The 26,491-nt window shown below is 71.5% G+C and carries 30 protein-coding genes; 16 read left to right on the top strand and 14 right to left on the bottom strand.

Annotation, left to right across the window (positions count from 1 at the left end):
- The first annotated feature begins 19 nt into the window (after positions 1-19).
- Positions 20-883 carry an NAD(P)-dependent oxidoreductase gene (locus tag MKK70_RS23570; protein WP_243950291.1) on the top strand — a complete coding sequence of 288 codons (864 nt, stop codon included), beginning with the start codon at positions 20-22 and terminating at the stop codon, positions 881-883.
- Positions 884-1,239: 356 nt separating this feature from the next.
- The gene (locus MKK70_RS23565) at positions 1,240-1,536 is read left to right on the top strand and encodes a hypothetical protein (RefSeq protein ID WP_243950289.1); all 297 of its coding nucleotides are present in this window, start codon (positions 1,240-1,242) and stop codon (positions 1,534-1,536) included.
- Positions 1,537-1,614: 78 nt separating this feature from the next.
- Here MKK70_RS23565 and MKK70_RS23560 read toward each other — a convergent pair whose 3' ends face one another.
- Positions 1,615-2,193: a type 1 glutamine amidotransferase domain-containing protein gene (locus MKK70_RS23560; protein WP_243950287.1), complete on the bottom strand. Its 579-nt coding sequence runs from the start codon at positions 2,191-2,193 to the stop codon at positions 1,615-1,617.
- Between the two features lie 145 nt (positions 2,194-2,338).
- Between MKK70_RS23560 and MKK70_RS23555 the strand changes: the two genes are divergently transcribed.
- Positions 2,339-2,545 carry a hypothetical protein gene (locus MKK70_RS23555; protein ID WP_243934347.1) on the top strand — a complete coding sequence of 69 codons (207 nt, stop codon included), beginning with the start codon at positions 2,339-2,341 and terminating at the stop codon, positions 2,543-2,545.
- A 7-nt stretch (positions 2,546-2,552) separates the two neighbouring features.
- Here MKK70_RS23555 and MKK70_RS23550 read toward each other — a convergent pair whose 3' ends face one another.
- Positions 2,553-2,942, bottom strand: coding sequence for a hypothetical protein (locus tag MKK70_RS23550; RefSeq protein WP_147843063.1), 390 nt, complete (start codon positions 2,940-2,942; stop codon positions 2,553-2,555).
- Between the two features lie 292 nt (positions 2,943-3,234).
- Here MKK70_RS23550 and MKK70_RS23545 point away from each other — a divergent pair, with 292 nt between their 5' ends.
- Both MKK70_RS23545 and MKK70_RS23540 read left to right on the top strand, forming a co-directional pair.
- Positions 3,235-3,444, top strand: a complete 210-nt coding sequence (locus MKK70_RS23545; RefSeq protein WP_243950285.1) for a cold-shock protein — start codon at positions 3,235-3,237, stop codon at positions 3,442-3,444.
- A gap of 187 nt (positions 3,445-3,631) precedes the next feature.
- Positions 3,632-3,868 carry an AsnC family transcriptional regulator gene (locus tag MKK70_RS23540; RefSeq protein ID WP_147725966.1) on the top strand — a complete coding sequence of 79 codons (237 nt, stop codon included), beginning with the start codon at positions 3,632-3,634 and terminating at the stop codon, positions 3,866-3,868.
- Between the two features lie 73 nt (positions 3,869-3,941).
- Here MKK70_RS23540 and MKK70_RS23535 read toward each other — a convergent pair whose 3' ends face one another.
- A complete protein-coding gene (locus tag MKK70_RS23535) occupies positions 3,942-4,775 on the bottom strand; it encodes a 3'(2'),5'-bisphosphate nucleotidase CysQ (protein WP_243950284.1) in 834 nt (277 codons plus the stop codon).
- 354 nt (positions 4,776-5,129) lie between these two features.
- On the opposite strand from MKK70_RS23535, the gene MKK70_RS23530 reads away from it, so the two are divergent.
- A complete protein-coding gene (locus MKK70_RS23530; protein WP_243934343.1) occupies positions 5,130-5,654 on the top strand; it encodes a DUF6101 family protein in 525 nt (174 codons plus the stop codon).
- Positions 5,655-5,658: 4 nt separating this feature from the next.
- Here the strand turns inward: MKK70_RS23530 and ubiA are convergent, their stop codons facing one another.
- Together ubiA and MKK70_RS23520 are read right to left on the bottom strand one after the other, a co-directional pair.
- On the bottom strand, positions 5,659-6,609 hold the full coding sequence (gene ubiA, locus MKK70_RS23525) for a 4-hydroxybenzoate octaprenyltransferase (RefSeq protein ID WP_243950282.1): 951 nt from the start codon (positions 6,607-6,609) through the stop codon (positions 5,659-5,661).
- Positions 6,610-6,661: 52 nt separating this feature from the next.
- A complete protein-coding gene (locus tag MKK70_RS23520) occupies positions 6,662-7,126 on the bottom strand; it encodes a hypothetical protein (RefSeq protein ID WP_147843066.1) in 465 nt (154 codons plus the stop codon).
- A 294-nt stretch (positions 7,127-7,420) separates the two neighbouring features.
- Between MKK70_RS23520 and MKK70_RS23515 the strand changes: the two genes are divergently transcribed.
- The 4 genes from MKK70_RS23515 to MKK70_RS23500 all read left to right on the top strand — a co-directional run bounded on the left by MKK70_RS23515 (position 7,421) and on the right by MKK70_RS23500 (position 10,804).
- Complete coding sequence (locus MKK70_RS23515) at positions 7,421-8,173, top strand: 16S rRNA (uracil(1498)-N(3))-methyltransferase (RefSeq protein ID WP_243950280.1); 753 nt, start codon at positions 7,421-7,423, stop codon at positions 8,171-8,173.
- 225 nt (positions 8,174-8,398) lie between these two features.
- Positions 8,399-9,769, top strand: a complete 1,371-nt coding sequence (locus MKK70_RS23510; protein WP_243950278.1) for a glutamate--cysteine ligase — start codon at positions 8,399-8,401, stop codon at positions 9,767-9,769.
- Between the two features lie 131 nt (positions 9,770-9,900).
- A complete protein-coding gene (locus MKK70_RS23505; RefSeq protein WP_147728331.1) occupies positions 9,901-10,176 on the top strand; it encodes a sulfurtransferase TusA family protein in 276 nt (91 codons plus the stop codon).
- Positions 10,177-10,231: 55 nt separating this feature from the next.
- A complete protein-coding gene (locus MKK70_RS23500) occupies positions 10,232-10,804 on the top strand; it encodes an NUDIX domain-containing protein (protein ID WP_147844208.1) in 573 nt (190 codons plus the stop codon).
- Positions 10,805-10,829: 25 nt separating this feature from the next.
- On the opposite strand, the gene MKK70_RS23495 is transcribed toward MKK70_RS23500, so the two are convergent.
- From MKK70_RS23495 to selD, 5 genes are all read right to left on the bottom strand, one after another.
- Complete coding sequence (locus MKK70_RS23495) at positions 10,830-11,762, bottom strand: WecB/TagA/CpsF family glycosyltransferase (RefSeq protein WP_243950276.1); 933 nt, start codon at positions 11,760-11,762, stop codon at positions 10,830-10,832.
- Positions 11,755-13,239, bottom strand: coding sequence for a GumC family protein (locus tag MKK70_RS23490; protein WP_147728333.1), 1,485 nt, complete (start codon positions 13,237-13,239; stop codon positions 11,755-11,757). Before MKK70_RS23490 ends, MKK70_RS23495 begins: the two co-directional genes overlap by 8 nt.
- Positions 13,240-13,501: 262 nt before the next feature.
- The gene (locus MKK70_RS23485; protein ID WP_243950275.1) at positions 13,502-14,602 is read right to left on the bottom strand and encodes a glycosyltransferase; all 1,101 of its coding nucleotides are present in this window, start codon (positions 14,600-14,602) and stop codon (positions 13,502-13,504) included.
- Positions 14,602-16,779 (bottom strand): glycosyltransferase, encoded by a 2,178-nt coding sequence (locus tag MKK70_RS23480; RefSeq protein ID WP_243950273.1) that lies wholly within the window; start codon positions 16,777-16,779, stop codon positions 14,602-14,604. The genes MKK70_RS23485 and MKK70_RS23480 overlap by 1 nt, the downstream gene beginning before the upstream one ends.
- A gap of 85 nt (positions 16,780-16,864) precedes the next feature.
- Complete coding sequence (gene selD / locus MKK70_RS23475; RefSeq protein WP_243950271.1) at positions 16,865-17,914, bottom strand: selenide, water dikinase SelD; 1,050 nt, start codon at positions 17,912-17,914, stop codon at positions 16,865-16,867.
- A 166-nt stretch (positions 17,915-18,080) separates the two neighbouring features.
- Between selD and moaB the strand changes: the two genes are divergently transcribed.
- Complete coding sequence (gene moaB / locus MKK70_RS23470) at positions 18,081-18,635, top strand: molybdenum cofactor biosynthesis protein B (RefSeq protein WP_147729372.1); 555 nt, start codon at positions 18,081-18,083, stop codon at positions 18,633-18,635.
- Between the two features lie 3 nt (positions 18,636-18,638).
- Here the strand turns inward: moaB and MKK70_RS23465 are convergent, their stop codons facing one another.
- A complete protein-coding gene (locus MKK70_RS23465) occupies positions 18,639-19,157 on the bottom strand; it encodes a hypothetical protein (protein WP_243950270.1) in 519 nt (172 codons plus the stop codon).
- A gap of 175 nt (positions 19,158-19,332) precedes the next feature.
- Here MKK70_RS23465 and MKK70_RS23460 point away from each other — a divergent pair, with 175 nt between their 5' ends.
- On the top strand, positions 19,333-20,445 hold the full coding sequence (locus tag MKK70_RS23460; protein ID WP_243950268.1) for a PA0069 family radical SAM protein: 1,113 nt from the start codon (positions 19,333-19,335) through the stop codon (positions 20,443-20,445).
- Positions 20,446-20,547: 102 nt separating this feature from the next.
- Here the strand turns inward: MKK70_RS23460 and MKK70_RS23455 are convergent, their stop codons facing one another.
- The 3 genes from MKK70_RS23455 to MKK70_RS23445 all read right to left on the bottom strand — a co-directional run bounded on the left by MKK70_RS23455 (position 20,548) and on the right by MKK70_RS23445 (position 23,162).
- A complete protein-coding gene (locus tag MKK70_RS23455; RefSeq protein WP_243950266.1) occupies positions 20,548-21,174 on the bottom strand; it encodes a ribonuclease HII in 627 nt (208 codons plus the stop codon).
- Positions 21,175-21,252: 78 nt separating this feature from the next.
- Entirely contained in the window at positions 21,253-22,323 is a 1,071-nt protein-coding gene (locus MKK70_RS23450; RefSeq protein WP_243950265.1) for a glycosyltransferase family 4 protein, read from the bottom strand.
- Positions 22,320-23,162: a UDP-2,3-diacylglucosamine diphosphatase gene (locus MKK70_RS23445; RefSeq protein ID WP_243950263.1), complete on the bottom strand. Its 843-nt coding sequence runs from the start codon at positions 23,160-23,162 to the stop codon at positions 22,320-22,322. Before MKK70_RS23445 ends, MKK70_RS23450 begins: the two co-directional genes overlap by 4 nt.
- Before the next feature lie 54 nt (positions 23,163-23,216).
- Here MKK70_RS23445 and MKK70_RS23440 point away from each other — a divergent pair, with 54 nt between their 5' ends.
- The 4 genes from MKK70_RS23440 to MKK70_RS23425 all read left to right on the top strand — a co-directional run.
- Positions 23,217-23,441, top strand: coding sequence for a hypothetical protein (locus MKK70_RS23440; RefSeq protein WP_243950262.1), 225 nt, complete (start codon positions 23,217-23,219; stop codon positions 23,439-23,441).
- Between the two features lie 399 nt (positions 23,442-23,840).
- A complete protein-coding gene (locus MKK70_RS23435) occupies positions 23,841-25,049 on the top strand; it encodes an aminotransferase class V-fold PLP-dependent enzyme (RefSeq protein WP_147842908.1) in 1,209 nt (402 codons plus the stop codon).
- Between the two features lie 144 nt (positions 25,050-25,193).
- A complete protein-coding gene (locus tag MKK70_RS23430; protein ID WP_147726357.1) occupies positions 25,194-26,132 on the top strand; it encodes a D-2-hydroxyacid dehydrogenase in 939 nt (312 codons plus the stop codon).
- 224 nt (positions 26,133-26,356) lie between these two features.
- Positions 26,357-26,491 (top strand): methylene-tetrahydromethanopterin dehydrogenase N-terminal domain-containing protein (locus tag MKK70_RS23425; protein ID WP_279603783.1); only part of this gene is annotated, 135 nt, incomplete at its 3' end.

The following is a 26,491-nucleotide window of genomic DNA, read 5'->3' as shown; positions in this document are numbered from 1 at the left end:
CATGGCTTGAGGTGATTCGATGCCGACCATCGCCGTCATCGCCCCGGGCGCCATGGGAAGCGCGGTCGCCCGCCGCCTCACCGAGAACGGCTTCCGCGTCCTGACCTCGCTGACGGGGAGGAGCGCCGGGACCCGCGCCCGCGCCCGGGCCGCCGGCATGAGCCACGCCGACGATGCGGAGATCGCGGCGGCCGACCTGATCCTGTCGATCGTGCCGCCGGCCGATGCCGCCGGCCTCGCGGTCCGCCTCGCCCCGAGCCTGGCGGCTCAGCCGAAAAAGCCGGTCTACGTCGATTGCAATGCGGTGTCGCCGGCGACGGTGCACGGCATCGCCGCGATCATCGCGGGCACGGGCGCACCGTTCCTCGATGGTGCGATCCTCGGGCTCCCGCCCGAACCCGGCGCGAAGGGGCCGCGGGTCTACGTCGCCGGCGACGACCTCGCGCCGCTGATGGCCCTGCGCGCATGCGGCCTCGACATGCGGGCCTGCGCGGGTGGCGTCGGGGCGGCGTCCGCCCTGAAGATGGCCTATGCCGGCATCAACAAGGGCCTGAAGGCGGTGGCCGCGGCGATCGTCCTCGGCGCAGAGCGCGCGGGCGCCGCCGACGCGCTGCGGGCGGAGCTGGCGGAGAGCGAGCCGGAGCTGCTCGCCCGCTTCGCCGGCGGGTTTCCCGACATGATGCCGAAGGCCTACCGATGGGTCGCGGAAATGCACGAGATCGTCGACTTCCTGGCGCCGGACCCGGCCGGCGGCGCGATCTTCGCCGGAGCGGCCGAGACCTTCGCGCATCTCGCGACGCCCGAGGGCGAGGACGACGTCGCCACGCTCCTGGCCTTCGCCGAAGCGGCAGGCGGATCGTCGCGGACGCGCGGATCGTCCTGAGCATCGGTTGCCGGCTCTTTGCACTTCACCTACATCGGCGGTCCCCGCGGCCGATGCGCCTGAAGGTTTCGCGAGCCCGCTCGGGCCTGCATGGACGCGGGGTCGGCAGTGACGGGGCGGCCCGGACCAGTTCTCTGGACCGCTCCTGTGAATCCTGGTGGGCCGGGGTGCTGCAGGCGTGTCGGAGGCGCGGGGAACAGGAACCGCGGACCCGGCGCATGGCCCACACAAGTTTCGCCCCGTTCCGGGACGGCAGCCGGTGCCGACCTTCGGATTTCGTTCACGCTCATCGGCAACAGTGGCAATGGGCCGGGGAACCGGTCGCGTGTCACTGCGTTTTGTCGGGCTTGACCATCATGCGGGGGTTCCTCACCAGCGGCGTCAAGGCGATCCTGGCGATCGCGGCGCTGTCCACCGCCGCCCATTGGGCGTTGCGGGTCCAGCGCGATCCGGCGCCGAGCACTCAGGTTCTGGCGAGCCTGCCCGATCCGGTGACCACCGGGTCGATCGAGCCGCGCAAGCCCGACCGCGTCGCCGCCCAGCCGGCGCAGAAGGCGGCCGCGGACCTCGACCAGGATCACCTCTCGGCGCTGATCGCCAGCACCACCGGCATGAAGCCGAAGGCGCAGAAGGCCGTCGTCGCCAAGCGCTGAGCGGAGCACGAGGCTTCCATTTGACGAAAAGGCCGCCCGCCGAGAGGGCAGGCGGCCTTCTCTGGTGTCGTCGCGCGATCAGGCGGCGAGGGAGCGGGGCTCGTGCCGCCCTTCGGCGATCTCCTCGATGATCTTCCCCGAGAACGCATCGAGATCGCCAGGATTGCGGCTGGTGACGATGCCGTGGTCGGTCACGACCTCGCGGTCGTGCCAACGGGCGCCGGCATTGATCACGTCGGTGCGGATCGAGGAGAACGAGGTCAGGTCACGGCCCTTCGCCGCGCCGACCTCGATCAGCAGCCACGGCGCGTGGCAGATCGCGGCGACGACCTTTCCCGAGGTCACGAAGGCCTTGATCACCTCCAACGCCTTCGGCTCGAGGCGGAGCTTGTCCGGGTTGATCTGGCCGCCGGGCAGGACGAGCGCATCGTAGGCAGACGGATCGACGGTCTCGAGGTCGAGGTCGACCGCGACGTTCTTGCCCCAATCGGTCTTGTCCCAGCCGCGGATCGATTCCGGCTTCTCGCGCGATTTCGGCGACGCGACGTGGACCGTCGCGCCGGCCTGCCGCAGCTTGGCCTGCGGGACGGTGAGCTCGGTCTCCTCGAACCCGTCGGTGGCGAGGATCAGGACCTTGGCTTGCTTGATGTCGGGCATGGCGGTTCGCTCCGATGGATGACGTCGGCCGGCAAACCGGGACTTCTCCCCACGGTTCCCCGACGATCCGGCAACCCAGGAATGCGCGGAACCCTCGCGCAGGCGATCCGTTGGCTAGCTCATTCCCAACTGCACGAGGCAGCGCATGGCCAATCCCGGCCTTCCGACCCCCGATCCGACCCCCGGGGACCTTCCGCCGCCCGTCCCGCCGGACGAGATGCCCGATATCGGGCCGACAGGGCCGCGCACGCCCTATCCGGTGAACGATCCCGGCATCGACGAGCCCGGCGGCCCCGGCTCGGAGCCGGACGTGTTTCCCGGCGCCCCGACCGATCCCGGCGTCAGGATGTAGGAACGGATCAATGGCCGCCGTGCGACGCCCGCACGTCGCGCGGGGCCGCGAGGATCTCGGAGAGGCTCGTCGCCACGTGACGGGCCTCCTCGTCGGTCAGGCGCAGCTGGAACGGCGGCAGGGCGCCGGCCTGGAGCGCGACGACGGCCTGGCCCTGGTCGTCGGTGCCGATCTCGATCGCGGAGGAGGTCACGTCGAGCATCGCGATCTCCTCGTCGCCCATCTCCTCGGCCATGTCGGGCTCCTCGGGTTCGTCGATGGCGGTGAGCAGTTGCCCGACGGCGCGCACGAGGGCGCGGGCGGCGCGGGCATCCATCACCACGGCGGTCGCCTGATCGTCCTTCTGGAAGGAGAGCTGGATGTTGGCCCCTTCCAACGAAACCGAGATACCTGCCATGGATCGCCTAAAAGCCTGAGCGCGAACCCTTATATGCACTGGGGCCCGCGAGAATCCCAGCCGCCGGGCCTCCGCTTTTGCCCGGGCACGCCGAGAACCTGCATCCCTGCCTTGTTGCGGCCGCAGGGAGCCCTTAGATAGGGTTGTGGGGGGCCCAAACCCTGGGACGGACGCCGGTTACGGGTTCCTTGCCCGACGCCCTGCCACCCATACCAGACTTAGAAGTCAGTCGATCCGTTCGCGCTTTCACGAGCGCGAGGGCTCGACCCATCGTCGATACGAGGTTCTCTACGTGAATACCGGTACCGTGAAGTGGTTCAACGAGACCAAGGGCTACGGCTTCATCCAGCCGGATGACGGCGGCAAGGACGTGTTCGTCCACATCTCCGCCGTCGAGCGCGCCGGCATGCGCAACCTGACTGAGGGTCAGAAGGTGTCTTACGAGATCCTGACCGACAAGCGCAGCGGCAAGGACGCCGCCGGCAACCTCCAGGCTGCCTGAGGCCATCGGTCTCCCATCCACGCGGCCGTGAACACGGTCGAAACCATCCGACGTTGCCATCCTCCGGGAGCGGCCGCGCCGGACGGTCAAGGTAAACGCAATCTTAATCGCAACACCACAGAAACAGAGCCGGGCCCGCCGCGTGGCGGAGCAAACCCGGTCACATCGGAAGACAATCAAACACACCATGTTGTTCGAATACACCCGACGCCGTAGCGTCCGGTCGCCCGTCACGGATTCGGCGACCTTCAAGGTGGGGTGCATCAAGCAGAGCGCGACGTCGGACGCCCCGACCCTCGACCTCTCCCACCTCATCGATCGATCCTACAATTATCATTCGCCCCGAGAGTTGCGCTGGCATCTCGCCGACCGCCTCGGGCTCGCGCCGGCCGCTCTGGCCCTTCGCGAAGCCGCCCACGCCTGACCGCGCCGAGCCGATCCTGCAGATGCAGGATCGGCTCTTCTTCGTTTCAGACCGGCTCAAGCCCGCGAGATCGTCACGACCGGCCCCGGTCCCAGGCCGATACGACGACGTCGCGCAGGTCGTTCGGCAGCGCGACCAGCTCGCCATGCACCGGATCGGTCCGGTTGTAGACGGTCGCGACGCCGGACATGTCGCAGACGGAGCCGCCCGCCTCGCGCAGGATCAGGTCGGCCGCCGCGAGATCCCAGTCGCGGGCATCCGAGGAGACCAGCCCGACATCGACCGAGCCTTCGGCGACGCGGGCCACGCGCAGGGCGAGCGACGGAATCCGGTCGATGCGCTCGAAGGCGGCGTCCCCCAGATCGCGCGAGACGCCACGCCCCAGCCGGTCGATCATCGGCTTCGGGCCGGTGACGCGGGCCGTCGGCAGCGCGACGCCCTGCCGCGCGCCGATCGGCTTGCCGTTGCGCGTCGCGCCCCGCCCGTAGATCGCCTCGTAATCGTGCCCGAGCGCCGGCGCGTTCACGAAGCCGATCACGGGCTCGCCGGCCTTCAGCAGCGCCACCGCGATCGACCAGTCCCGATGCCCGGACAGGAAGGCGCGGGTCCCGTCGATCGGGTCGACGATCCAGACGAGGTCGTGACCGATCCGCACGGCGTCGTCGGCCGTCTCTTCGGACAGCCACGCCGCCGCCGGCACGATCTGGCTCAGGCGGATCTTCAGGAAGGTGTCGACGGCGACGTCGGCTTCCGTCACCGGCGAGCCGCCGGCCTTCGACCAGATCTTCGCCGAGGTCTGGCTGCCGGCCCGGAAGAAGGGCAGGGCGAGGGAGGCCGCCTCGCGAAGCGCCTCGCGCAGGTCCGGCATCAGGGCGTGCACGAAGTCCGCTGAGATCGTATCGGTCATGGCGGTCCGTGTCCGGCGACGGGGGAGGGGATCGGCATCGCGGCTCGCGCCGACCCGCGCGCCGATGCGACGTGCGGATGGTCCCGATCGCGACAGGGGGGCGGCGCGCCGGAGCGCGCGACCGCACCGTTGTAGGGTCTGCCCCGGAGCGCCACAAGGATCGCGAGGCCGCAGCGCGGAACCGGCGGTTTTCATCGATCGCGGCAAGGAACCGTTGAGCATTCCGAGCGCGAACGCGCTGTCCACGATCGCTTAACGCTCACTCTTAAGGCACCATGGGGAGGTTAGACGCCAATCTGCTTGGCATAACGGACGACCCGAGCAGGTCGCCACTTGCAAATGGACGGCGGGCAGATGAACACGTTCGACACCATGGACCGGAACCCGACCGATCATCTTGCCGAGACCGATCGCCTCGATCGCGATGGCGCCGCGCCGGCGCGCTTCGCCTTCGACGCCTCGCCGCTGCCGGTGTTCGGCGCCGCCACCGCGACGTCCAAGGCCGCCGGCATCGCGCTCACCTTCGCGACCGACGAGGCGGAGAGCTGCGGCGAGGACCGGTTCGACCTCTGCCTCGTCGACGCCGCTGGCGCCGTCGTCGCCCGTCTCGGGCCGTTCTGCGAGGAGGAGGTCGTCGCGATCTGGCGGGACCTCGCCGCCCGCACCGGCTTGCCGCGGATGATCGTGCGCGAGGACGGCGTGCTCGCCACCGTGTCGGCGCAGGTCGGCCGGCTGATGCTCGGCAAGACCCGCATTCGGCGCCGGCACGGCTCGCTCGGCGACCGCCGCCCGCGCTTCCTCGTGCGCCGCAAGACCGGCCGCCTCCCGGTCCGCCCGCAGATCCACCGCGGCGAGAACGAGATCATCGCCCGCTCGTGAGCGCTCAGCCCGGCCAGCCCTGGTTGATCGTATCGGCGGCGAGCCCCGCGAACAGGATCAGCCCGGCCCCGCGATTCGAGCGGAACAGGGCCAGCGCCTCCCGCCCGTCCCGCGCCTTGAGCCGCCAGACCTGCCGGCCGAGATGGCCCGCGAACGCGGCGACGCCCAGGAAACCGAGCAGTCCCGCCCCGGCCCCGTAGGCCGCCGCGCCGATCAGCAGCACGGCCGCCCCGTAGCAGGCCCCGACGGCGACCCGAAGCCGGCCGCCGAAGAACCGCGCCGACGAGCGGATGCCGGCGATCTCGTCGTCCTCGATGTCCTGCACCGCGTAGATCGTGTCGTAGCCGACCACCCAGGCGATCGTGCCGGCGTAGAGCAGCCAGGCCGGTGCGGCGAGCTGGTCGAGCAGGGCGGCCCAGCCCATCAGCGCCCCCCAGGAGAAGGCGAGGCCGAGCACCAGCTGCGGCATCGACATCACCCGCTTCATGAACGGGTAGATCGCCACGGGGATCAGCGAGCACAGCCCGACGCCGATGGCGAACGCATCGAACTGCATCAGGACGAGGAAGCCGACCAGCGCCTGGGCGGCGAGGAAGATGGCGGCGGCGCGCGTGCCGACCTGCCCCGAGGGCAGGGGCCGCGAGCGCGTGCGCTCGACCTGCGCGTCGAGGTCGCGATCGGCGATGTCGTTGTAGGTCGAGCCGGCCCCGCGCATCGCCACCGCGCCGACGAGGAACAGCAGCAGGTGGCGCGGATCGGGCCAGGGCAGGCCGGCGCGGGTGGCGGCCAGCGCCGTCGACCACCAGCACGGCAGCAGCAGCAGCCACCAGCCGATCGGCCGGTCGATGCGGGCGAGCCGCAGGTAAGGCCGGGCGGCCCGCGGGGCGAGCCGGTCGACCCAATGGCCGGTCACCGCGTCGGCGACGCGGGATTCCACCGCCTTCGCGTCATTCACGACCGGGGCCCGGACGGGATGAGGAACGGGTGGGAGGCGGGTCGCATCCGCCTCAGAGCGCGCCCTGCGGCATCTTGAACTGGCCGGTCAGGCCGGGGCCGCCGAGGAGGCCGCCGCCGCCGCCGTTCTGGGCCTGAGCGCGGGCCTGAGCCTCCATCTTGGTCGCCTGGGCCGCGATGCCGCAGATCTTGGTGCGGATGCCCACCACCTTCGAGTGGTCGGCCTTGAAGCCTTCCGCGAACGAGTCGGGGATCGAGCACCACTCCTTGTTGGCGGCGATCCACTTCATGCCCTCGACGCCGTTGGACTGAAGCTTGCCGAACAGCGCGCAGGCCTCCTGCGGGGTCATCTTCTTCTTTCCGTTCGACGCCACGTTCGCCTTGGCGACGAGATCCTTGCGGGTCTGCAGCGTCGTCTGGATCGCGCCGCACTCGGCGGACTGAGCGAAGGCGGCCGTGCTGGCCAGGAAGCTGCCCGCGACGAGGGCGGCGGCCAGTCCGTAGGTCTTGTAGCGCATGGTCTCGTCTCCCTGGAGATCCGCCCCGGTCGCAGGCGATGCGCCGTCGGCATGGCGCGCAGCGTCGACGGATGTCGTCTTCGAGCCGGAGGTCGGCCGCGCTGCGGTACGGCCGGTCCGGAATGTCCGGGTTCCGCTTCGCCATAGGAATGTGGCGTCAATCGAGCCGCAAACGGGCCGGCTCCGACATGGCGGGGTAACGTTTCGAAAACCAGCGCCCGTGATGTTTCGGCAACATCGGCGCCGCCTCGCTCCGGCGTTGACAGCGGCGATCCCGCACGCGACGGAGCCCGGATGGCGGCCTACGACTTCACCGCGCCCCGTCTCCACGTGGCGCACGACCTCTTCGCGGGCGCGAACCTTCCCCTGGACCGGGCGCAGGCGAACTACCTGCTCAACGTCCTGCGCCGGCAGCCGGACGACCCGGTGCTGCTGTTCAACGGGCGGGACGGCGAGTGGCGGGCGAGCCTGGTGCCGTCGGGGCGCAAGAGCGCGCATCTGACCGTCGTCGACCGAGTACGGCCCCAGACCGCACCGCCCGACCTGCACTACCTGTTCGCGCCCTTGAAGAGCGCGCGGCTCGACTACCTCGCCCAGAAGGCGGTCGAGATGGGGGCGGGCACGATCCGGCCGGTCCTGACGCGCTACACGCAAGGCGACCGCCTCAACACCGAGCGCCTGCACGCCAACATGATCGAGGCGGCCGAGCAGTGCGGCATCCTCGCCGTGCCGGCCTTGATGGAAGCCGCGCGCCTGCCCACGGCGCTCGCCGACCTCGCGCCGGAGCGGCTGCTGGTGTTCTGCGACGAGGACGCCGCGATCGCCGACCCCGTCGCCGCCCTGCGCCGGGCCGCGGATCCGGCGGGCCCCGTTCCACTCGCAGTGCTGATCGGCCCGGAGGGCGGGTTCGCGCCGGAGGAGCGCGCGGCGATCCTGGCGCGGCCCAACTCCGTGGCGCTCTCCCTCGGGCCCCGCATCCTCCGGGCCGACACCGCCGCGGTCGCGGCGCTCGCCCTGGTCCAGGCCGTACTCGGCGACGCGCGATGATAGCCCTGTCGGCGTGCGCCCGCGCACATCGACCGCGCGCAGCGCCTCCGACGCCCGACGATTGCCGGTCGAAGCGGGGCAGGGGCGCTCAAGGTCGCGTTGTCGGGTCCGGCGCCCTGGATTATGGACGACCCATCCCGGCGACGGGGCACGACCGCATCGCTCTTTTCCAGACGGCCGGCGCGCTTCCCGAGTTCAGCCCATGATTTCACGGCGAGGCAGCGCATGGCGCGCGATACGTCCGACACGACACCGCTCACCACGCGTGTCGAACTGATCGACTGGTTCGCGGCCGGCGAGAAGCCGCGCGAGAGCTTCGCGATCGGCACCGAGCACGAGAAGATTCCCTTCTACGTTGAGACGCGCGAACCGGTGCCGTATGAAGGCGAGCGCGGCATCCGAGCCCTGCTGGAAGGCGTCGGCCGCGAGACCGGCTGGGAGCCGATCCTCGATGCCGGCCACGTCATCGGCCTGTCGGCTGCGGAAGGCGGCGCGATCTCGATCGAGCCCGGCGGGCAGTTCGAACTCTCGGGCGCGCCGGTCGCCGACGTGCACGCCACCGCCCGCGAGCTCGACGAGCACCTGGCCGCGACGAAGCGCGTGGCGGACGGCCTCGGCATCGGCTTCCTCGACCTCGCGATGAGCCCGAAATGGTCGCGGGCCGAGACGCCGGTGATGCCCAAGAGCCGCTACAAGATCATGGCCGGCTACATGCCGAAGGTCGGATCGCTCGGCCTCGACATGATGCTGCGCACCGCCACCGTGCAGGTCAACGTCGACTTCGCGTCGGAAAGCGACATGACGCGGAAGCTCCGCGCCTCGCTCGCGCTGCAGCCGGTCGCGACCGCCCTGTTCGCCAACTCGCCCTTCACCGACGGGCGGCCGAACGGCTTCCTGTCGCGACGCTCCGAGATCTGGCGCGACACCGACGCCGACCGCACCGGGATGCTCGGCTTCGCCTTCGACGCAGGCTTCGGCTACGAGGGCTACGTCGACTGGCTGCTCGACATGCCGATGTACTTCGTCAAGCGCGGCGACACCTACCACGACGTCTCGGGCGCCTCGTTCCGCGACCTGATGGCCGGCAAGCTCGCCCAGTTGCCGGGCGAGTACGCCACGGTCTCCGACTGGGCCAACCACGCCTCCACCGCCTTTCCCGAGGTTCGGCTCAAGCGCTTCCTCGAGATGCGCGGCGCCGACGTCGGCGATGCCGGCATGATCGCGGCGCAGGCCGCGTTCTGGGTCGGCCTGCTCTACGACGAGGCGTCGCTCGATGCCGCCCTCGACCTCGTCTCGGGCTGGAGCGCCACCGACCGGGAGGCCCTGCGCGCCACCGTCCCGCGCCTGGGCCTCGCGACGCCGGTCGCGCGGCGCAGCCTGGGCGCGGTCGCGGCCGAGGCGCTCGCCATCGCGCGGGCCGGCCTCAAGGCACGTGCCCGCCGTGACGGCTCCGGACGGGACGAGACGATCTACCTGCAGCCGCTGGAGGCGATCGTGGCGGCCGGGCGCTCGCATGCCGAGGACCGCCTCGCCGACTACGAGGGATCGTGGAAGCGCTCGGTCGACCCCGCCTTCACCCATTGCCGGTTCCCGTAATCGGGCGGGCGACCCGCACCGCTTCCTCGTCACGCGCTAGGGTCACGGCCGGCCGCTTCGCCCGGCTGACAAGCCGCATCGATCCGGTCTATCGACCCCGGCGACGGCGGCCCCGTCGTCGGGGTTCTCGCATGCCGGACGCACCACCGATCGACCTCGATCTCGCCGGCCTCAAGTGCCCACTTCCGGTGCTGCGGACGCGCAAGGCGCTGCGCCGCCTGCCGCCGGGCACGCTGCTGCGGGTGACCTGCACCGATCCGCTGGCCTGCCTCGACATCCCGAACCTCGTGCGCGAGGAGGGCGACACCGTCGAAGCCTGGGACCGGATCGGCACGGCGACGCGGTTCTCGATCCGCCGTGGCCCCGGCACCTGCCCCGGAGACTCCGCGAAGCCGCCTCATTCCTGAACGATCGCCTGCCTAGAACGGCCTCGACGCGACTCGGGCAGGAAGATCCACAGGCATGGTACCCATCATCCGCGGGACACGCCTCGTTCATGACGGCTGGGCCCGGTTCCTCGTCGCCGAGGTGACGATGCCGGACGGCACCCGCATCACCCGCGAGATCGAGGATCACGGTCGCGCGGTGGCGGTGCTGCCCTACGATCCGACGCGCCGCGTCGCGCTCCTGGTCTCGCAGTTCCGCGCCCCGGTGTTCTTCGCCGAGGGCCCGCTGGACATGCTCGAGACCCCGGCGGGCATCCTCGACGAGGGCGACCCGGAGGACGGCGCCCGCCGCGAAGCCTACGAGGAGACCGGCGTCGACCTGAACGTGCTCGAGCGGGTGGTCAGCGCCTGGACTGCGCCGGGCATCTCGACCGAGCGGATGGACCTGTTCCTCGCCCCCTTCGGCGCGGCCGACCGGTCGGGACCGGGCGGCGGGCTCGCCGAGGAGAACGAGGCGATCACCGTCCACGAGGTGGCGCTCGACGACCTCGCCCGCCGCAGCGACGCCGGCGAGATCGCGGACATGAAGACGCTGACCCTGGTCTTCGCGCTGCGCCTGCGGCACCCGCACCTGTTCGCGTCCGCCTGAACCCGCGGAGCCGCGAAGCCGCGCGTCAGGCCGCGTCCCGGTTCCCGATCTCGCCGCGCAGGAGCGCGAGGAAGCGCCACGACCGTACGAAGTAGCGCCGGAACAGCCGTCGCGGCGCGAAGGCGAACCGGAACGCCCATTCGAGCCCGGCACGCTGCAGCATCACTGGCGCCCGCGGCACCAGCCCGGCGGCGACGTTGACCGCCTCGCCCACCGCCAGCACGAGCGGCGTGCCGAGGGCTGCACCCTGGCGCGTCACCCAGACCTCCGAGCGCGGCGCGCCGACGCCCATGACCAGCAGGGTGGTGCCGTGCTCGCGGATGCGGGCCGACAGCGCGCGGCCGTACTCCGCGTCGTCGTCGAAGCCGAAGGGCGGCACGCAGGTCGCGATGGCATCCGCGTCATAGCCGGACCGCTCGAGCCGGTCGCGGATCGCCTCGGCGACCGCCTCCCGCGAGCAGACGAGGAAGACGCGCCGGCCTTCGACCGGCCGGGCGAACAGCGCGTGCGCGAGGAGGTCGTGCCCGGTGACGCGGGCGGCCGGCTGGCCGCGCAGCCGCGCGAGCCAGACCAGCGGCGTGCCGTCCAGCGTCCGCGCGACGGCGCTGGCATAGGCCTGCCGGAAGGCGGCGTTCTCCGAGAGCAGGACGATGTGGTCGATGTTGGCGGTGACGACGAGGCGCGGCCCGGCCGACGGCTGCATCGCCGAGGCAGCGAGGATCCCGGCTGCGGGACCGGCGGCGAAGTCGTGGCCGAACATCCGCACGCGCCAGGCGCTGCCGGCCTCGCTGCGGCGATCTAAGGGGGGTTCCGGCGTGGCGCCGGCCGCATGGCCGGGTTCGAGGCGAGGGCTCGTCCCGCGGACGGCCCGGGGCCGCGGCATCGCGGGGTGAATGGCGAAGCCGGCGACCTTCACCGCGCCGTCGTCCTCGGCCTGCGCCTGTCCCGCCTCAAGCATCGGCAGCTCGGAAGCTCCGGGGCGGCACGGTCGCGGCGCGGCGCTCGTTGCGGTCGTTGCGACGGTCGCGGGCGGCGCCGAGCGACAGCGCGATGGCCACGCCCAGCATCATCCCGACGAGCAGGGCCAGCGGCAGCACCACCTTGGGCGAGGGCGGCCAGGTCCGGGTGCGGGCGGGGACCGCCGGCGAGATGATGCGGACGTTGATGCTGTTCAGGCGCTCCTGCTCGCTCGCCTCGCGCGAACGGCGGAGATAGGTCTCGTACACGCCGCGGCGGGATTCGAGCGTCCGCTCCAGCTCGCGCAGGCCGACATTGGCGCGATCGCTGGTGACGGTCTCGGCCTTGGCCCGGTCGAGGCTCTTGCGGATCGCCGTTTCGCTCGCCGCCGCGCGATCGTAGTCCTTCTGCGTCGTCTCGATGATCCGCTCCTTCTCGCGCTGGATCAGGCGCTGGAGGTCGCGCTGCTGGGCGTACTGCTCGGCCATCGCCGGGTGGCGCTCGCCGAGGCGGGTCGCAAGCTCGGCGGTGTTGCGCGAGAGCGTCGCGTATTGCTGGCGGAGCGCCTGCATCTCGAGCGATTGCAGCATCTCCGGCAGCGCCGTGCTGGCGTCGCCGGCCTTCATCTTGCGCGCCTGCTCGAGGCGCGAGCGCGATTCCGCGGTCTTGATCTGGGCCGTGACGAGCTGCTGGTTGAGGTCGCCGAGCTGCTGGTCGGTCAGCAGGCGACCGCTCGACGCGACGAGGTTGTTGTCCTCGCGGTACTTCAGGAGCTTGCCCTCGGCGAGCTCGACGTCGCGGCGCAGACTCGACAGGCGGCCGTTGAGGGCGTCCGAGGCGCGGCGAGCGGCCTCGGTGCGGGCGCTGGCCTCCTCGGCGAAGTAGGCGTCGCCGATGGCGTTGGCGATCTTTGCCGCCTTCTCCGGATCGCGCGACTGCACCAGCACGTCGATCACGAAGGTGCGCTCGGCCCGGCGCACGGTCAGCTTGGTCTGCAGGGTGTCGACGGCGACGTTGACCGGGTCGCGGCTGCCGGGCGGCGGCAGCATGCCGAGCGCCGTGCGCAGCCAGACGATCGTCGGGTTGTCGGACTCGGGCTTGGCGAACTCGTCGTCGCGATCGAGGTCGAGCTTCTCGACCGTGCGCCGCAGGACGTTGTCCGACTGGATCACCTTGGTCTGGCTCTCGGCGAGCGACACGCCGCTGTCGGCCTGAGGCGTGCGGGCGCTGACGTCGTTGTCGACGACGCGGAGATCGGAGGGATCGACCAGGATCTGGATGCTAGAGGTGTAGACCGGGGTCAGCAGCCCGAGCAGCGCGACGGCGGCGGCAACCATGAACAGGCCGCCCAGCACGATGAAGCTCGCTCCGCGCCACAGGCGGCGGAGGATCGTGCCCGGGTCGGCCCGATCGGAGAAGCGCGGCGGCAGCGTCACCTCCACGGGCTCGCCGCGGACGGGGGTCGAGAAATCGAACATCGGTCTCTGTCCCTCACCTGCCCGACGGTTTCCAGGAACGATCCCGTTTCGGAGCGTTCCCGTGCCACCTTGAACCGGAAGCGCCCGGCGATGGCGGTGTTCGATAACGTCTCCGCAATCTGCGGACCGCAGGTTGCGCTCTCTGGTTGCCGCAAAATCTTTCCCAATGCCTTGGAAACGGGGGCGAACAGCGTCTCTTCAAGACGAGACAGCGTGGCATGCTTAACGATCCGCCGGCGCGACGCTCAATACGTAGTCCGCCTCACCGCTTGGGGATAACCGGATCGGGCGCGACCCCATCGGGCGCGACGAGGTTGTCTGGCCCGTAGGCCGACACGCCCTCGGCGAGGTAGCCGCGGAACGCCTCCGCGTCGCGCGCGGCCAAGCGATTCCATCGTGCGACGTTTGCCCGCGCGTCGGCCGCGGCTTCCGCCAAGCGGCCGGACCGGACGGCCTGGATCAGCGCCGAGGCGGCGCCCTCGGGATCGCCCGGGCGGAGGAAAAGGCCGGATTCGCCGAGCACCTCGCGGAACACCGCGTCGTCGGGGGCGACCACCGGCAGGCCGCCATGCTGAATCTCGAGCAGGGGCAGGCCGAGGCCTTCGGCCTTCGAAGTCGAAAGCAGAAGGTGGGCGCTGGCGGCGAGCGTGCGCAGCGCATCGTCGCCGACGTAGCCGTGCCAGGTGAGGAAGGGCGGCGGATCGTCGAGGAAGGCGTGCCGGCCCCAGCCGAGGCGGCCGACGATGTGCAGCTCGGCCGGCACGCCGGCGCGGTTCAGAGCCGCCGCGAGCGCGATCGCCGCCGGGTAAGCCTTGCGCGGCTCGATCGTGCCGATCGCCAGCATGCGCAGCGGCGCCTCGGGCCGATAGGCGGCGGGGCCTGGGAGCCCGTCGAGGCCGAACACGTCGCGCACCGCCGGCCGCAGCAGGGCGACGAGGGCGTCGTCGGCGCAGTGACGGCGCAAATCCGCGCCGGTCTTGCGCGAGATCACCAGGAAGCGCCGACCCCAGCGCATCGCGTAGCGGAACGCCGGCGCCATGTAGAGCCGGCTCTTCCAGGCGAGATCCTCCGGCCGGTCGAGGAGGAAGGTGTCGTAGACGCAGAGGATGCAGCGCTCCGCGAACGGCGCCATCAGCGGGCCGGGGGGAAAGCCGGCCATCACGAACTGCGCCTCGGGCTCCCGCGCCGCGCGAAGCGGCAGGCCGAGCTGCTGCGCGAGGATCATCCCCGGGATGCTGCGGCTGCGCATGGGCCGGACCGCGCCGCCGAGCATCGCCGGCGTGAACTGGTCGAGCGCCACCCGCTCGATGCCGGTGACGTGGCCGCGGACATGGGTCTGGTCGAGGTAGATCGGGCCGCGCATCACCGGGCTCCGCCGAGCGATCGAAGCCGGACGGCCCAATACAGGCCGCGCCGCGCCCAGGGCGGCAGGCGGCGCCCGAGCAGGCGCTGCTTGGCGCGGCGCAGCCCGCGGACGAGCGGGTTGGACGGCGCGGCGACGAGGCCGGTGGCGGCCGCAGCCGGGATCGCGGCGAACGGGAAATGGCCGAGCAGCGCCGGCGCGAAGCGCAGGCGGCCCCCGTCCGGCGGCAGCAGGCCGCGCTCGCGAAACACCCGGTCGAGCGAGCTCGCGCAGGAAGCCGGGCTGAACCGGCTTTCCAGGGCGATCCGTGCGAAGGCGCCGAGCCGGGCGAGCGCCGGCCGATCGGCGACGAGCTCGACGAGGGCATCGCCCAGCGCGCCGGGCTCGACCGGGACGAGCCGCCCGGAGACGCCGTCGATCACCGAGCTGGTCAGGCCGGCGGTGCGATAGGCCAGCGTCGGCGTTCCGCACAGGCCGGCCTCGATCGGCGTCTGCCCCAGCGTCTCGAGCCGGCTCGCCGTGACGTGCAGGTCGCAGGCGCCGTACCAGGCGGCCAGGTGCGCCTCGTCGGCGATCAGCCCGGGCGCGAACAGGTTCGGCAGGGCGAGGCGCGCGGGATGGTCGAGCCGGCCGATCGCGACGAAGCCGACGCCGGGACCGGCGACGCGGCGCAGGGCGTCCGCGAGATCGCCGACGTTCTTGTCCGGTCCGTCGAGCACCACCGCCGAGACCAGGATCAGCAGGTCGTCGGCGGGAAGCCCGAGTCTGCGGCGCAGGGCCGAACGATCGCGGGGCCGGAAGACGCTCGTCGGAAAGGCCAGCGCCAGGGGCGCGACCACGGCGCCCGGCGGCGCGAGCGCCCGGGCGCGCGAGGCCGTCCAGGCCGAGTTGGCGAGCAGGATCGGACCGTCCCGCCGGGCGAGCACCGCACGCTTGCCGGCCTGCGCGCCGGCGATGCGATGCCGGCCGAGCTGCGGATACTCGTCCGGCGTCGGGCAGGCGGCGTCGCAGCCGACGGTCTCGATCCGGGCACAGCCGCGGGGGTGGGCGCAGCGGCCGGTCAGCGGGAACAGGTCGTGCAGGACGAGCGCGACGGGCCGCTCGGCAGCGAGGCGCCCGGCGATGGCGAGGCTCCGGGTGGCGCCGTGCAGGTTTCCGGCGAGCACGAGGTCGTGGTCGCCGGCGCGGATCGCGGCTTCGGCGACGGGAAACGCATCGGTCCATTCCGCCGCGGCCGGCGGCGATTCGTCGGCAAGCACGAACTCCGCGACGCGGTGCCCGGCGAGCCGCAGCGCCTCGCCGATGCGCCGATGCGCGATCCCGGCACCGCCGGCATGCCCCGTGCCGGTGAGCGAGGCGATCGAGAGGGAAGCGGCACCACTCTTCCCTCCCCATTTGGCGGGGGAAGGTACCCTGCGGAGCAGGGGGGGAGAGGGGCGCGACGGTGCCGGATACGGCGCTCCCCTCTCTCGACCCTCGCTGACGCGAGGCCCACCCTCCCCCGCAGAGGGGGGAGGGGAAGACGCGGATGGACTTGAATCCGTTGTGTGAATCGTCCGCTCGCGCTGCAGCAGGACGGGCCGGCCGATGCGGGTGACGCCGGCCTCCGTCCGCACGGCTGCCGACCAGGCGCGTGCGGTCCACTCGGCGTCGACCGGATCGAAGCTGCCCAGCATGCCGAGCGCGGCACGCCGCCAGAGAACTTCGCCGCCGGTGAAGACGGCGTCCGGCGCGGCGTCATCCCCCGCCGACGAGGGCAGGTCGAGGCCGGTCACCGCGTCGTCGAACAGCACCCGAAGCCCCGCCACCGCATCCGCCCCCGAGAGGACCGCGTCGAGAACGAGGGCGGCGAGCGCGCCGGGCGCCAGGAGATCGCCCGCCCGCAGGACCAGGACGAAGTCGACCCCGTCGTCGGCGAGGATCGCGGCGGGCGACGTCAATCCCGGCGGCACGACGTCGTGCCGGCATTCCGGGTAGTCCTGCCGGGCGACCGAGGCGATGCTGTCCGCCAGACGCGGCGCGTCGCCGGAGGCGACGGTGAGCACGTGCAGCCGCGGCCACGGGCGTCCGTCCGGCAAGGTGTCCGGGCGCGCGAGCGCGAAGGCGGATCGGCCATAGGGCCAATCCGCGACGCCGTGGGCGGTTTCGAGATCCGGGTCGTAGGGAACGTCGGTCACGACGGGGGCGGGCGGCTCTGCGCGACGCATCGCGGGGCCGCGATGATGCCGGAGGATTGGTTTCGATCGCCTTCCGGCCCTGGGATCAGCCGGCGACGCGAATTCCCGCCGCGCCCGCCTCCGCCCGCCCGACGATCGCCGCCGCCGGATGCCCGGCGGCGCGGATGCGGGCGAGGATCGCGTCTGCGCGCTCGGGGGCGCAGGCGACGAGCAGGCCGCCCGAGGTCTGCGGATCGGTAAGCAGGTGCCGCGCCCATTCGGGGAAGCCGTCCTCCAGCGCGACCTCGCCGCCGAACGCGGTCCAGTTGCGGTGGGACGCGCCGGCGACGAAGTTGCCCCGGGCGAGCGTTTCGGCCGAGGGCAGCAGCGGCACGGACGGCCAGTCGATCACGAGGCGGCAGCCGGCGCCGCGCGCAAACTCGAGGCCGTGCCCGAGCAGGCCGAAGCCGGTGACGTCGGTGATGGCGTGCACGTCCGGGTCGGCGGCCAGCTCGGTGCCGACCTTGTTCAGTAGCGTCGTCGTCGCGACGAACGCGGCGTAGCCGCCCTCCGGCAGGGCGTCGCGCTTGATCGCGGCGGAATAGACGCCGACGCCGAGGGGTTTGGTCAGGATCAGCGCGTCGCCGACCCGCGCGTCGGCGTTGCGGCGCACGTCCTCGCGGCGGCAGGTGCCGATCACCGCCAGGCCGTAGATCGGCTCCGGCGTGTCGATCGAGTGCCCGCCAGCGATCGGGATGCCGGCCTCGGCGCAGGTCGCCGCGCCGCCCTTCAGGATCTCGGCGACGATCTCGGGCGCGATCTTGCCGACCGGCATCCCGAGGATGGCCAGCGCCATGATCGGGCGGCCGCCCATCGCGTAGACGTCGGAGATCGCGTTGGTGGCGGCGATCCGGCCGAAATCGCGCGGGTCGTCGACCATCGGCGTGAAGAAGTCGGTGGTGGCGATGACGCAGGTGCCGTCGTCGAGCGCCCAGACCGCGGCGTCGTCAGCGGTCTCGTTGCCGACGAGCAGGCGCTCGAACGGGCCGGCGATCGGCTGGTCGGCGAGCAGCGACCGTAGGATCGCCGGGTCGAGCTTGCAGCCGCAGCCGCCGCCGTGGGCGAGGCTGGTGAGGCGGACGGGGGTCGCATCCATGAGGGCACCGCGCGTTCGAACGGACAGGGGTCGCTGGTCGGTGCCGATACCATGGATCGCGGGTTCGGCGCGCCTCGCCCCGCGCGCCGCACGCCGCACGCCGGGAAGGATGGGACAATCGCGGGCAGGCGCCCATATTCCGGTCGTTCAACCCGGAGACGGCCCGATGCCCGATACGCCCGCCCGCAGCTTCGTCCCCCTGTCGATCGCGGTGCTGACCGTCTCGGACACGCGCCGGCCGGAGGACGACCGCTCCGGCGACACCCTGGTGCAGCGGCTGACCGAGGCCGGCCACAGGCTCGCGGCGCGCGCGATCGTGCCGGACGAGGCGACGGCGATCCGCGGGACGGTCGAGGGCTGGACGCGCGATCCCGGAATCGACGTGGTGATCACCACCGGCGGCACCGGCTTCACCGGCCGCGACGTCACGCCCGAGGCGCTGGAGCCGCTGTTCGAGAAGCGGATGGACGGCTTCTCGGCGGTGTTCCACCGCATCTCCTACGACAAGATCGGCACCTCGACGCTGCAGTCGCGGGCGACGGCCGGGGTCGCCAACGCCACCTACGTCTTCGTGCTGCCGGGCTCGCCGGGCGCCTGCCGCGACGCCTGGGACGGGATCCTGGTCAGCCAGCTCGACTACCGGCACCGCCCCTGCAACTTCGTCGAGATCATGCCGCGCCTGGACGAGCACCTTCGGCGGGGCGCCTCGCTCACGGCCTGAGGATCACATCCGGTCGATCCGCGCGATCAGGCGCCGCGGCACCAGCCGCGGGGCGAAGGTTCCGATCTCGGTGAGGCGATCGCGGCGGACGAGGTCGCCGGGCCGCGCCGCACCCGCGCCGAGCAGCGCCTCGGCCCGAATGGCCAGCCGCGTCGCCAGCCCGGCATGCGGGCGGGACAATCGCCCCAGGGCGTCGGCCGGCGCTGTGCCGACGAAGCGGTCGAGGGTGCGGATCCAGCCGTCGCCGGGCACGTCGCCCGCCTCCAGGCACAGCACCCAGTCGCGGCGCGCGACCGCCGCGCCGGCGAACCACCGATCCGATCCAGGCGGCGGCACCACCAGGGTCGCGCCGGTCGCGTCGGCGATCGTGTCGACCGCCTCGCCCATCGCGGCGGCGACGATCACGGCGTCGCCCACGAGCCCGGCGGCCACGCCTCCGACGAGGGCGCCCAGGGTGTCGGCCAGACGGTCGATCGCATCGGCGTCGCCGGGGTCGGCGACATGAACCAGGGCGGAGATCATGGCCGCGCATACCGTATTTTCGCCGGGCGCGGGCAGGCCGGCTCGACGCGGCGGCCCAGCGTTGCACCACAGCCACAAAGCCCGAGAAACTGCCTAAAATCGAGGCGTATCCGACCAGTCTTGTTCCTGTTATGTTCCATGTGAAACTCGCTTCCGCCGGGGTGATGCCAGTCCGATGTCCACACCCCGTCCTCCGCTCGGCACCGAATCCCCGCCGCGACGCCGGCTCGCCGCGACGTCGGAAACGCTGCGCGGCCGGGGCGCCACCGCCAACCCGGGCGGGCGCTTCGAGGCGATCCGCCGCGAGGCCGCCGACGACGGCTGGCCGGCGGACGAGCCCGCACCGGCCAGACGCACCGAGGTGACGCTGGAGCGGGCGAGCGGGATCATTTCCCGCAACACCTCGCCCGACATCTCGTTCGACCGCTCGATCAACCCCTATCGCGGCTGCGAGCACGGCTGCGTCTACTGCTTCGCCCGGCCGAACCACGCCTATGCCGGCCTGTCGCCCGGGCTCGACTTCGAGACGAAGCTCTTCGCCAAGCCGGACGCCGCGCGCCTGCTCGAGCGGGAGCTGTCGGCACCGGGCTACGCGCCGCGGACCATCGCTCTCGGAACGGCGACCGACCCGTATCAGCCGATCGAGCGCGAGCACCGCATCACCCGGGAGATCCTCGAGGTGCTGGCCCGCCTGCGCCATCCCGTCGGCATCGTGACGAAGTCGAACCTCGTCACCCGCGACATCGACATCTTGGCCGGGATGGCGGAGCGGAACCTCGTGAAGGTGGCGATGTCGGTGACGACCCTCGATCCGGTGCTCGCCCGGAAGATGGAGCCGCGCGCGCCGCATCCGCGCAAGCGCCTGGAGGCGATCCGGGTGCTCAGCCGAGCCGGCGTGCCGGTGATGGTGATCGTCGCGCCGATCATCCCCTCGCTCAACGATCACGAGATCGAGGCGATCCTGACGGAGGCCCGCGCCTGCGGCGCGCGGGAGGCGAACCACGTGCTGCTGCGCCTGCCGCACGAGCTGAAGGACCTCGTCGCCGACTGGTTCGCCGAGCACTATCCCGGGCGGCAGCGCCACGTGTTCTCCCTGGTCGAGCAGGCCCGCGGCGGCCGCGAATACGATGCCACGTTCGGCAAGCGGATGACCGGGGAGGGCGCCTACGCCGGCCTGATCGCGACGCGGATGCGGCTGGCCAAGGCGCGTCTCGGCTATGCGCAGACCCGCATCACCCTCGACACCTCGGCCTTCGCCAAGCCCGGCGAGCAGTTCTCGCTGCTGTGACGGGGGCGAAGGCGGCGATCGAGCAATGCTCCGCGGCGGCAGGACGGCTGAATCGTTTTGGCATCGACGGACGACCTCAGGCATCTCGCAAACGAACGCGACCTAATCGGCGCCCGCGATGTTCGCTCCGCCATCGCCGTACGCCCGCGTGAAACTCAGCCGGTGATGCGGGGTGCGGCCGTGGGTCCTGAGGCCGGCGAGGTGCACCGGGGCGCCGTAGCCGACATTACGCTCCCAGCCGTAATGCGGGTGGCGTCGGGCCAGCACCCGCATCAGCGCATCGCGAAACGTCTTGGCGACGATCGAGGCGGCGGCGATCTGCGGCACCGCGCGGTCGCCGCCGACGACCGCACGGCAGGGCTGCGGCAGGCCGGGAACCGCGTCCCGCCCGTCGACCAGCACCGGCGATTCGAGGGCGAGCCGCAGCACCGCTCGGCGCATCGCGTCGAGGGTGGCGACGCGGACGTTGACCCGGTCGATCAATGCCCGGGATCCCGCCGCGATCGCGACGCGGCCCTGCGCGCGGATCAGCGGCGTCAGGATCTCGCGCAGCGGTTCCTTGACCCGCTTGCTGTCGTCGAGGCGGGCGAGCAGGTCCGGCGGGATCGCGGTCGGATCGAACCACACCGCCGCGACGACAACCGGGCCGCACAGGGCGCCGCGCCCGACCTCATCGCAGCCGATGACGGCGGGGTAGTCGGCGGCGCAGGCGGGATCGAAGGGGGGCACGGGGCGGGTCGGGTCCGGAGGGGCGGCGACCCATCGCATTCCTCGGCCGGCCCGTCACCCTCTCAACCCGTCACCTCATCAGCCAAGCAGGGCCGCCTCGACGCCGGCCGGCACGCGGAGATCGGCCGCCTGGGCGTGGGCGCTCTCGATGTTGCCGAAGAACTGGCGGGCGCTCTCGGCCCAGGTCCGGCGGAGGGCCTCCGCGCGGCATTGCCCGCGCGGAACGGCGAGGGCGGCGAGGCATGCCGCGCGCAGGTCGGCGTCGAGCAACCCGGCCCCGGTCCCGGCGACCACGTCGAGGGGACCGGTGACCGGGTAGGCCGCCACGGGCAGGCCGCAGGCCATCGCCTCGAGCAGCACGATGCCGAAGGTGTCGGTGAGGCTCGGGAACACGAACACGTCGCTCGCCGCGTAGAGCGCGGACAGCTCCGCGCCGGTGCGGGTGCCGAGGAAGCGGGCCTGCGGGTGGGCGGCCGCGAGCCGGGCGCGGTCGGGCCCATCGCCGATCACCACCTTGCTGCCCGGCAGGTCGAGACAGAGGAAGGCGGCGACGTTCTTCTCGACCGCGACGCGGCCGACGAAGAGAAAGATCGGGCGCGGCAGCCCGGCGAGCGCAGGGGGAACCTCGGCGGAAGGATCGGCCGGGCGGAACAGGTCGGTGTCGACGCCCCGCGTCCAGCGCATCAGGTTGCGGAAGCCGCGGCCGGCGAGCTCGCGCTCGAGCGAGGCGGTGCTGACCATGGTGCCGCTGGCCGCCCGGTGAAAGCGCCGCAGCCAGGCGTAGCTCCACGCCTCGGGGATCGGCGCCCGGGCGGCGAGATATTCGGGAAACCGCGTGTGGTAGCTCGTGGTGAAGGGGCGGCCCTTCGCGCGGCAGAGCCGCCGCACCGCGTGGCCGATGGTGCCCTCCGTGGCGATGTGGACGTGGGTCGGCTCGATCCGCGCCCAGGCGGCGGCGATGCCGCGCGCGCCCGCCAGCGCCAGCCGGATCTCGGGATAGCCCGGCATCGGCAGCGAGCGGAAGTCGCGCGGGGTCACGAAGAACGGCTCGAAGCCGTGGGCGGGGGCGGCCTCGGCCATGCGCTCGAGCGAGCGCACCACGCCGTTGACCTGCGGCGCCCAAGCATCGGTCGCGACCAGCAGCCTCACGCGACCGCCCGGCGGTCCTGCGCCGGAAGCGCACCGGCGCGCTCGGCCTCCGACGCCTCCGACGCCTCCGCCGCGCGGGCGCGAAGCACGCTCGGATAATGCAGCACCTCCATGCGGCCGTCGTAATGCTCGACCAGCGCGGTGCAGGATTCGACCCAGTCGCCGGTGTTGAGGTAGCGCAGGCCGTCGATCCGCCGGTCGGCGGCGTGATGGATGTGGCCGCAGATCACCCCGTCGGCACCCTGGCGCCGGGCCTCGTCGGCGAGAAAGGTCTCGAACGCGCCGATGAAGTTGACCGCGTTCTTCACCTTCAGCTTCGCCCAGGCCGAGAGCGACCAGTAGGACAGGCCGAGCCGGCGGCGCAGCTTGTTCAGGCCGGTGTTGACGAACAGCGCGAAGGTGTAGGCGCCGTCGCCGAGATGGGCGAGCCAGCGGGCGTGGCGCACCACCATGTCGAACTGGTCGCCGTGGATCACCAGGTAGCGCCGCCCGTCCGCCGCCTCGTGGATGCGGCTCTCGGCGATCTCGATTCCGCCGAAGGTAGTGCCGATGTAGTCGCGCAGGAACTCGTCGTGGTTGCCCGGCACGTAGACCAGGCTCGAGCCCTTGCGCACCTTGCGCAGGAGCTTCTGCACCACGTCGTTGTGCCCCTGCGGCCAGTACCAGCCCGATCGGAGCTGCCAGCCGTCGACGATGTCGCCGACGAGGTAGAGCGTGTCGGCGTCGTAGTCCTTCAGGAAGTCCAGGAGCAGCCCGGCCTGGCAGCCGCGGGTGCCGAGGTGCAGGTCTGAGAGGAACAGGGTGCGGACGCGGGTCGTCCCTTCCGTGTCGTCGGCCACGAGCATCTCCCGGCGGTCTTCGGCCGAGCCAAACCGGAAACGCGTCTCAGTTTGATGACGGTGGCGCGCATCCGATGCTGCGATGCAGCAAGCAAAGCGAAGATCCTTCGCCGGTTTGCTGCAGTGCACGACAATTTTTTTTCGTCGTCCGGGAAGTTTTTCCAGTTTTGCTTGTGGAGCTTCGGCGTTCATAATGGATTCAAAGCGATCGCCTGCCGTAAGGCCGGCGCCGGCGACGGCCAATGGATCGCCGACCTGGATGGTCGACTTGGATCGTGAACCACTTGGATCGTGAGCCGGGGCGGGACGACGGGGAGGAAGGTGTCGAGGGTCGGCGGAGCGCCGGCGTGCAGGATCCGCATTCCGCGGCTTGCGCGACGGCCACGGCCGACGCATGGAAGACGAGGCTTTTCGGAGGCGACCGGCATGGATCCATGCCGCGACCGCGAGCGGTGCCAGACCGTTCCGCCGCTCCGCATCGCCCGGTGAAGCGACCGACCGACGACGCGGAAGTTCCGCGCGGGACAGCCCTCCCGCGCGGTTCCGGCCGCGCCGGTTCGGCGTCCCCCTCACCAGACCGCCTACGGATCACCACACGCCCATGCGTCGCAAGCCGGCGCATCGTTCCTGACGCCGGCTTGCCGGCCAACGTTTCTTGGTAATCGGAGGACACACCCCATGGCTGCAACGCGGCGCCCCGGACGCAATCACCTCTTCATTCCCGGCCCGACCAACATCCCGGACCGCGTGCTGCGCGCGATGCACGTCCCCTCGGAGGACCACCGCTCGCCCGACTTCCCGGCGCTGGTGAAGCCGCTGTTCCAGGACGCCAAGATGGTGTTCGGCTCCGAGGCGGGCACGATCATCTTCTATCCGTCCTCCGGCACCGGCATCTGGGAATCGGCCCTGGCGAACACGCTCTGCCGCGGCGACAAGGTCCTGACCGCCCGCTACGGCCAGTTCAGCCACCTCTGGGTCGACATGGCCCAGCGCCTCGGCCTCGACGTCATCGTGCAGGACGAGGCCTGGGGCACCGGCGCCGACCCGGAGAAGATCGGCCAGGCGCTGCGCGCCGACACCGAGCACAAGATCAAGGCCGTGATGGTCGTCCACAACGAGACGGCGACCGGCGTCACCAGCGACATCGGCGCGGTCCGCAAGGCGATCGACGCCGCCGGCCACCCGGCGCTGCTGTTCGTCGACGGCATCTCGTCGATCGGCTCGCTGCCGTTCGAGATGGACGCGTGGAAGGTGGATTGCGCCATCGCCGGCTCGCAGAAGGGCTTCATGCTCCCCGCCGGCCTCGGCGTGCTCTGCGCCAGCGCCAAGGCGATCAAGGCCTCCGAAGGCACCGCCGGCGGCAACGACCGCCTCGGACACGTCTACTTCGCCTGGTCCGACCAGCTGAAGCAGAATCCGACCGGCTACTTCCCCTACACCCCGCCGCTGCCGCTGCTCTACGGCCTGCGCGAGGCTCTCGAGTGCATCAAGGAAGAGGGGCTGCAGAACGTCTACCACCGCCATCACGTGCTCGCCGAGGCGACCCGTCAGGCCGTGGCGGCGTGGGGCCTGAAGACCTGCGCCAAGGAGCCCAAGTGGAACTCCGACACGGTGACGGCGATCCTGGCGCCCGAGGGCGTCGATGCGGCCAAGATCATCAAGCACGCCTACGACCGCTACAACCTCTCGCTCGGCGCCGGCCTGAGCCAGGTCGCCGGCAAGGTGTTCCGCATCGGCCACCTCGGTGATCTCAACGAGCTGTCGCTGCTCGGCGCGATCGCCGGCGCCGAGATGGCGATGATCGATTGCGGCGTGCACGTCACCCCGGGCTCGGGCGTCGCCGCCGCGTCGAGCTACCTGCGCGAGCATCCGCTCACCCAGGGCTGACGCTAGGCCGACACCATCGCGCGGGGGCGGCGACGCCCCCGCGCCATCCCGGACGAGAGGGGATCATCTCGAACCGGATCGGGATCGCCGCGACCGGCGCGTCGCGGGCAGGGCCCGATTCGGCCGTCGCATGAAAGGCGTTCCATGACGAAGAAGATCGTATTCCTCGACCGCGAGTCCCTCGACGCCACGGTCCGGCCGTTCAACTTCCCGCACGACTACAAGGAATACGATTCGACCTGGACACCGGAGGAGATCGTCTCCCGGCTCCAGGGCGCCGAGATCGCGCTGATCAACAAGGTGCCGATGCGCGCCGACACGTTGAAGCAGCTGCCCGACCTCAAGCTCATCGCCGTCGCCGCCACCGGCACCGACGTGGTCGACAAGGAGCAGGCGAAGGCGCAAGGCATCACCGTCGTCAACATCCGCAACTACGCCTTCAACACCGTGCCCGAGCACGTCATCGCGCTGATCTTCGCCCTGCGGCGCGCGATCGTGCCCTACGCCAACTCGGTGCGCCGGGGCGATTGGAACAAGTCGACCCAGTTCTGCTACTTCGACTACCCGATCCACGACATCGCCGGCTCGACGCTCGGCATCGTCGGCTACGGCGCGCTCGGCAAGTCGATCGGCAAGCGGGCGGAAGCGCTCGGCATGAAGGTCATCGCCTACGACGTCTTCCCGCAGGAGGGCCTCGTCGACCTCGAGACGATCCTGACCCAGTCCGACGTCATCACGCTGCACGCGCCGCTGACGCCCGAGACCCGGAACATGATCGGCGCCGAGCAGCTGGCGAAGATGAAGAAGCACGCGATCCTCATCAACACCGCCCGCGGCGGGCTGGTGGACGAGGAGGCCCTGGCCGAGGCGCTGAAGGCCGGCACGATCGGCGGCGCCGGCTTCGACGTGGTGGTGCAGGAGCCGCCCAAGAACGGCAACATCCTGTGCGACCTCGACCTTCCGAACCTGATCGTCACGCCGCACGTGGCCTGGGCCAGCAAGGAGGCGATGCAGATCCTGGCCGACCAGCTCGTCGACAATGTCGAGGCCTTCGTCGCCGGCAAGCCGCAGAACGTGGTCTAGGTCGAACTCTCCCTCCCCCCGCTGCGGGGGAGGGTGGGCCTCGCGTCAGCGAGGGTCGGGAGAGGGGACCCACGTTTACGAACGTCGCGCGGCCCCTCTCCCGACCCGCTTCGCCGGCAACCCTCCCCCGCAGAGGGGGAGGGCAGGCTGAGCGACCGCCGAGCCCGAACCCGATTTCCAACACGAACGCCACCCGCGCCGACCCGCGGGCGAGAGGACGCACCATGCAGCAGCTTCTGTTCCTGTTCGACCCCCATGCGATGCCGTCCGTGTTCGACACCGTCGTCGGCTACGACGGCTGCGCCGACCACATCACCGGCTACGGCGGCGTGACGCCCGAGAACGTCGGCGCGCTCGTC

Source organism: Methylobacterium sp. E-041, assembly GCF_022829665.1.
Classification (GTDB): domain Bacteria; phylum Pseudomonadota; class Alphaproteobacteria; order Rhizobiales; family Beijerinckiaceae; genus Methylobacterium.
The sequence above is the reverse complement of the archived record's forward strand: the minus strand, read 5'-3'. Positions and strand labels throughout refer to the sequence as shown.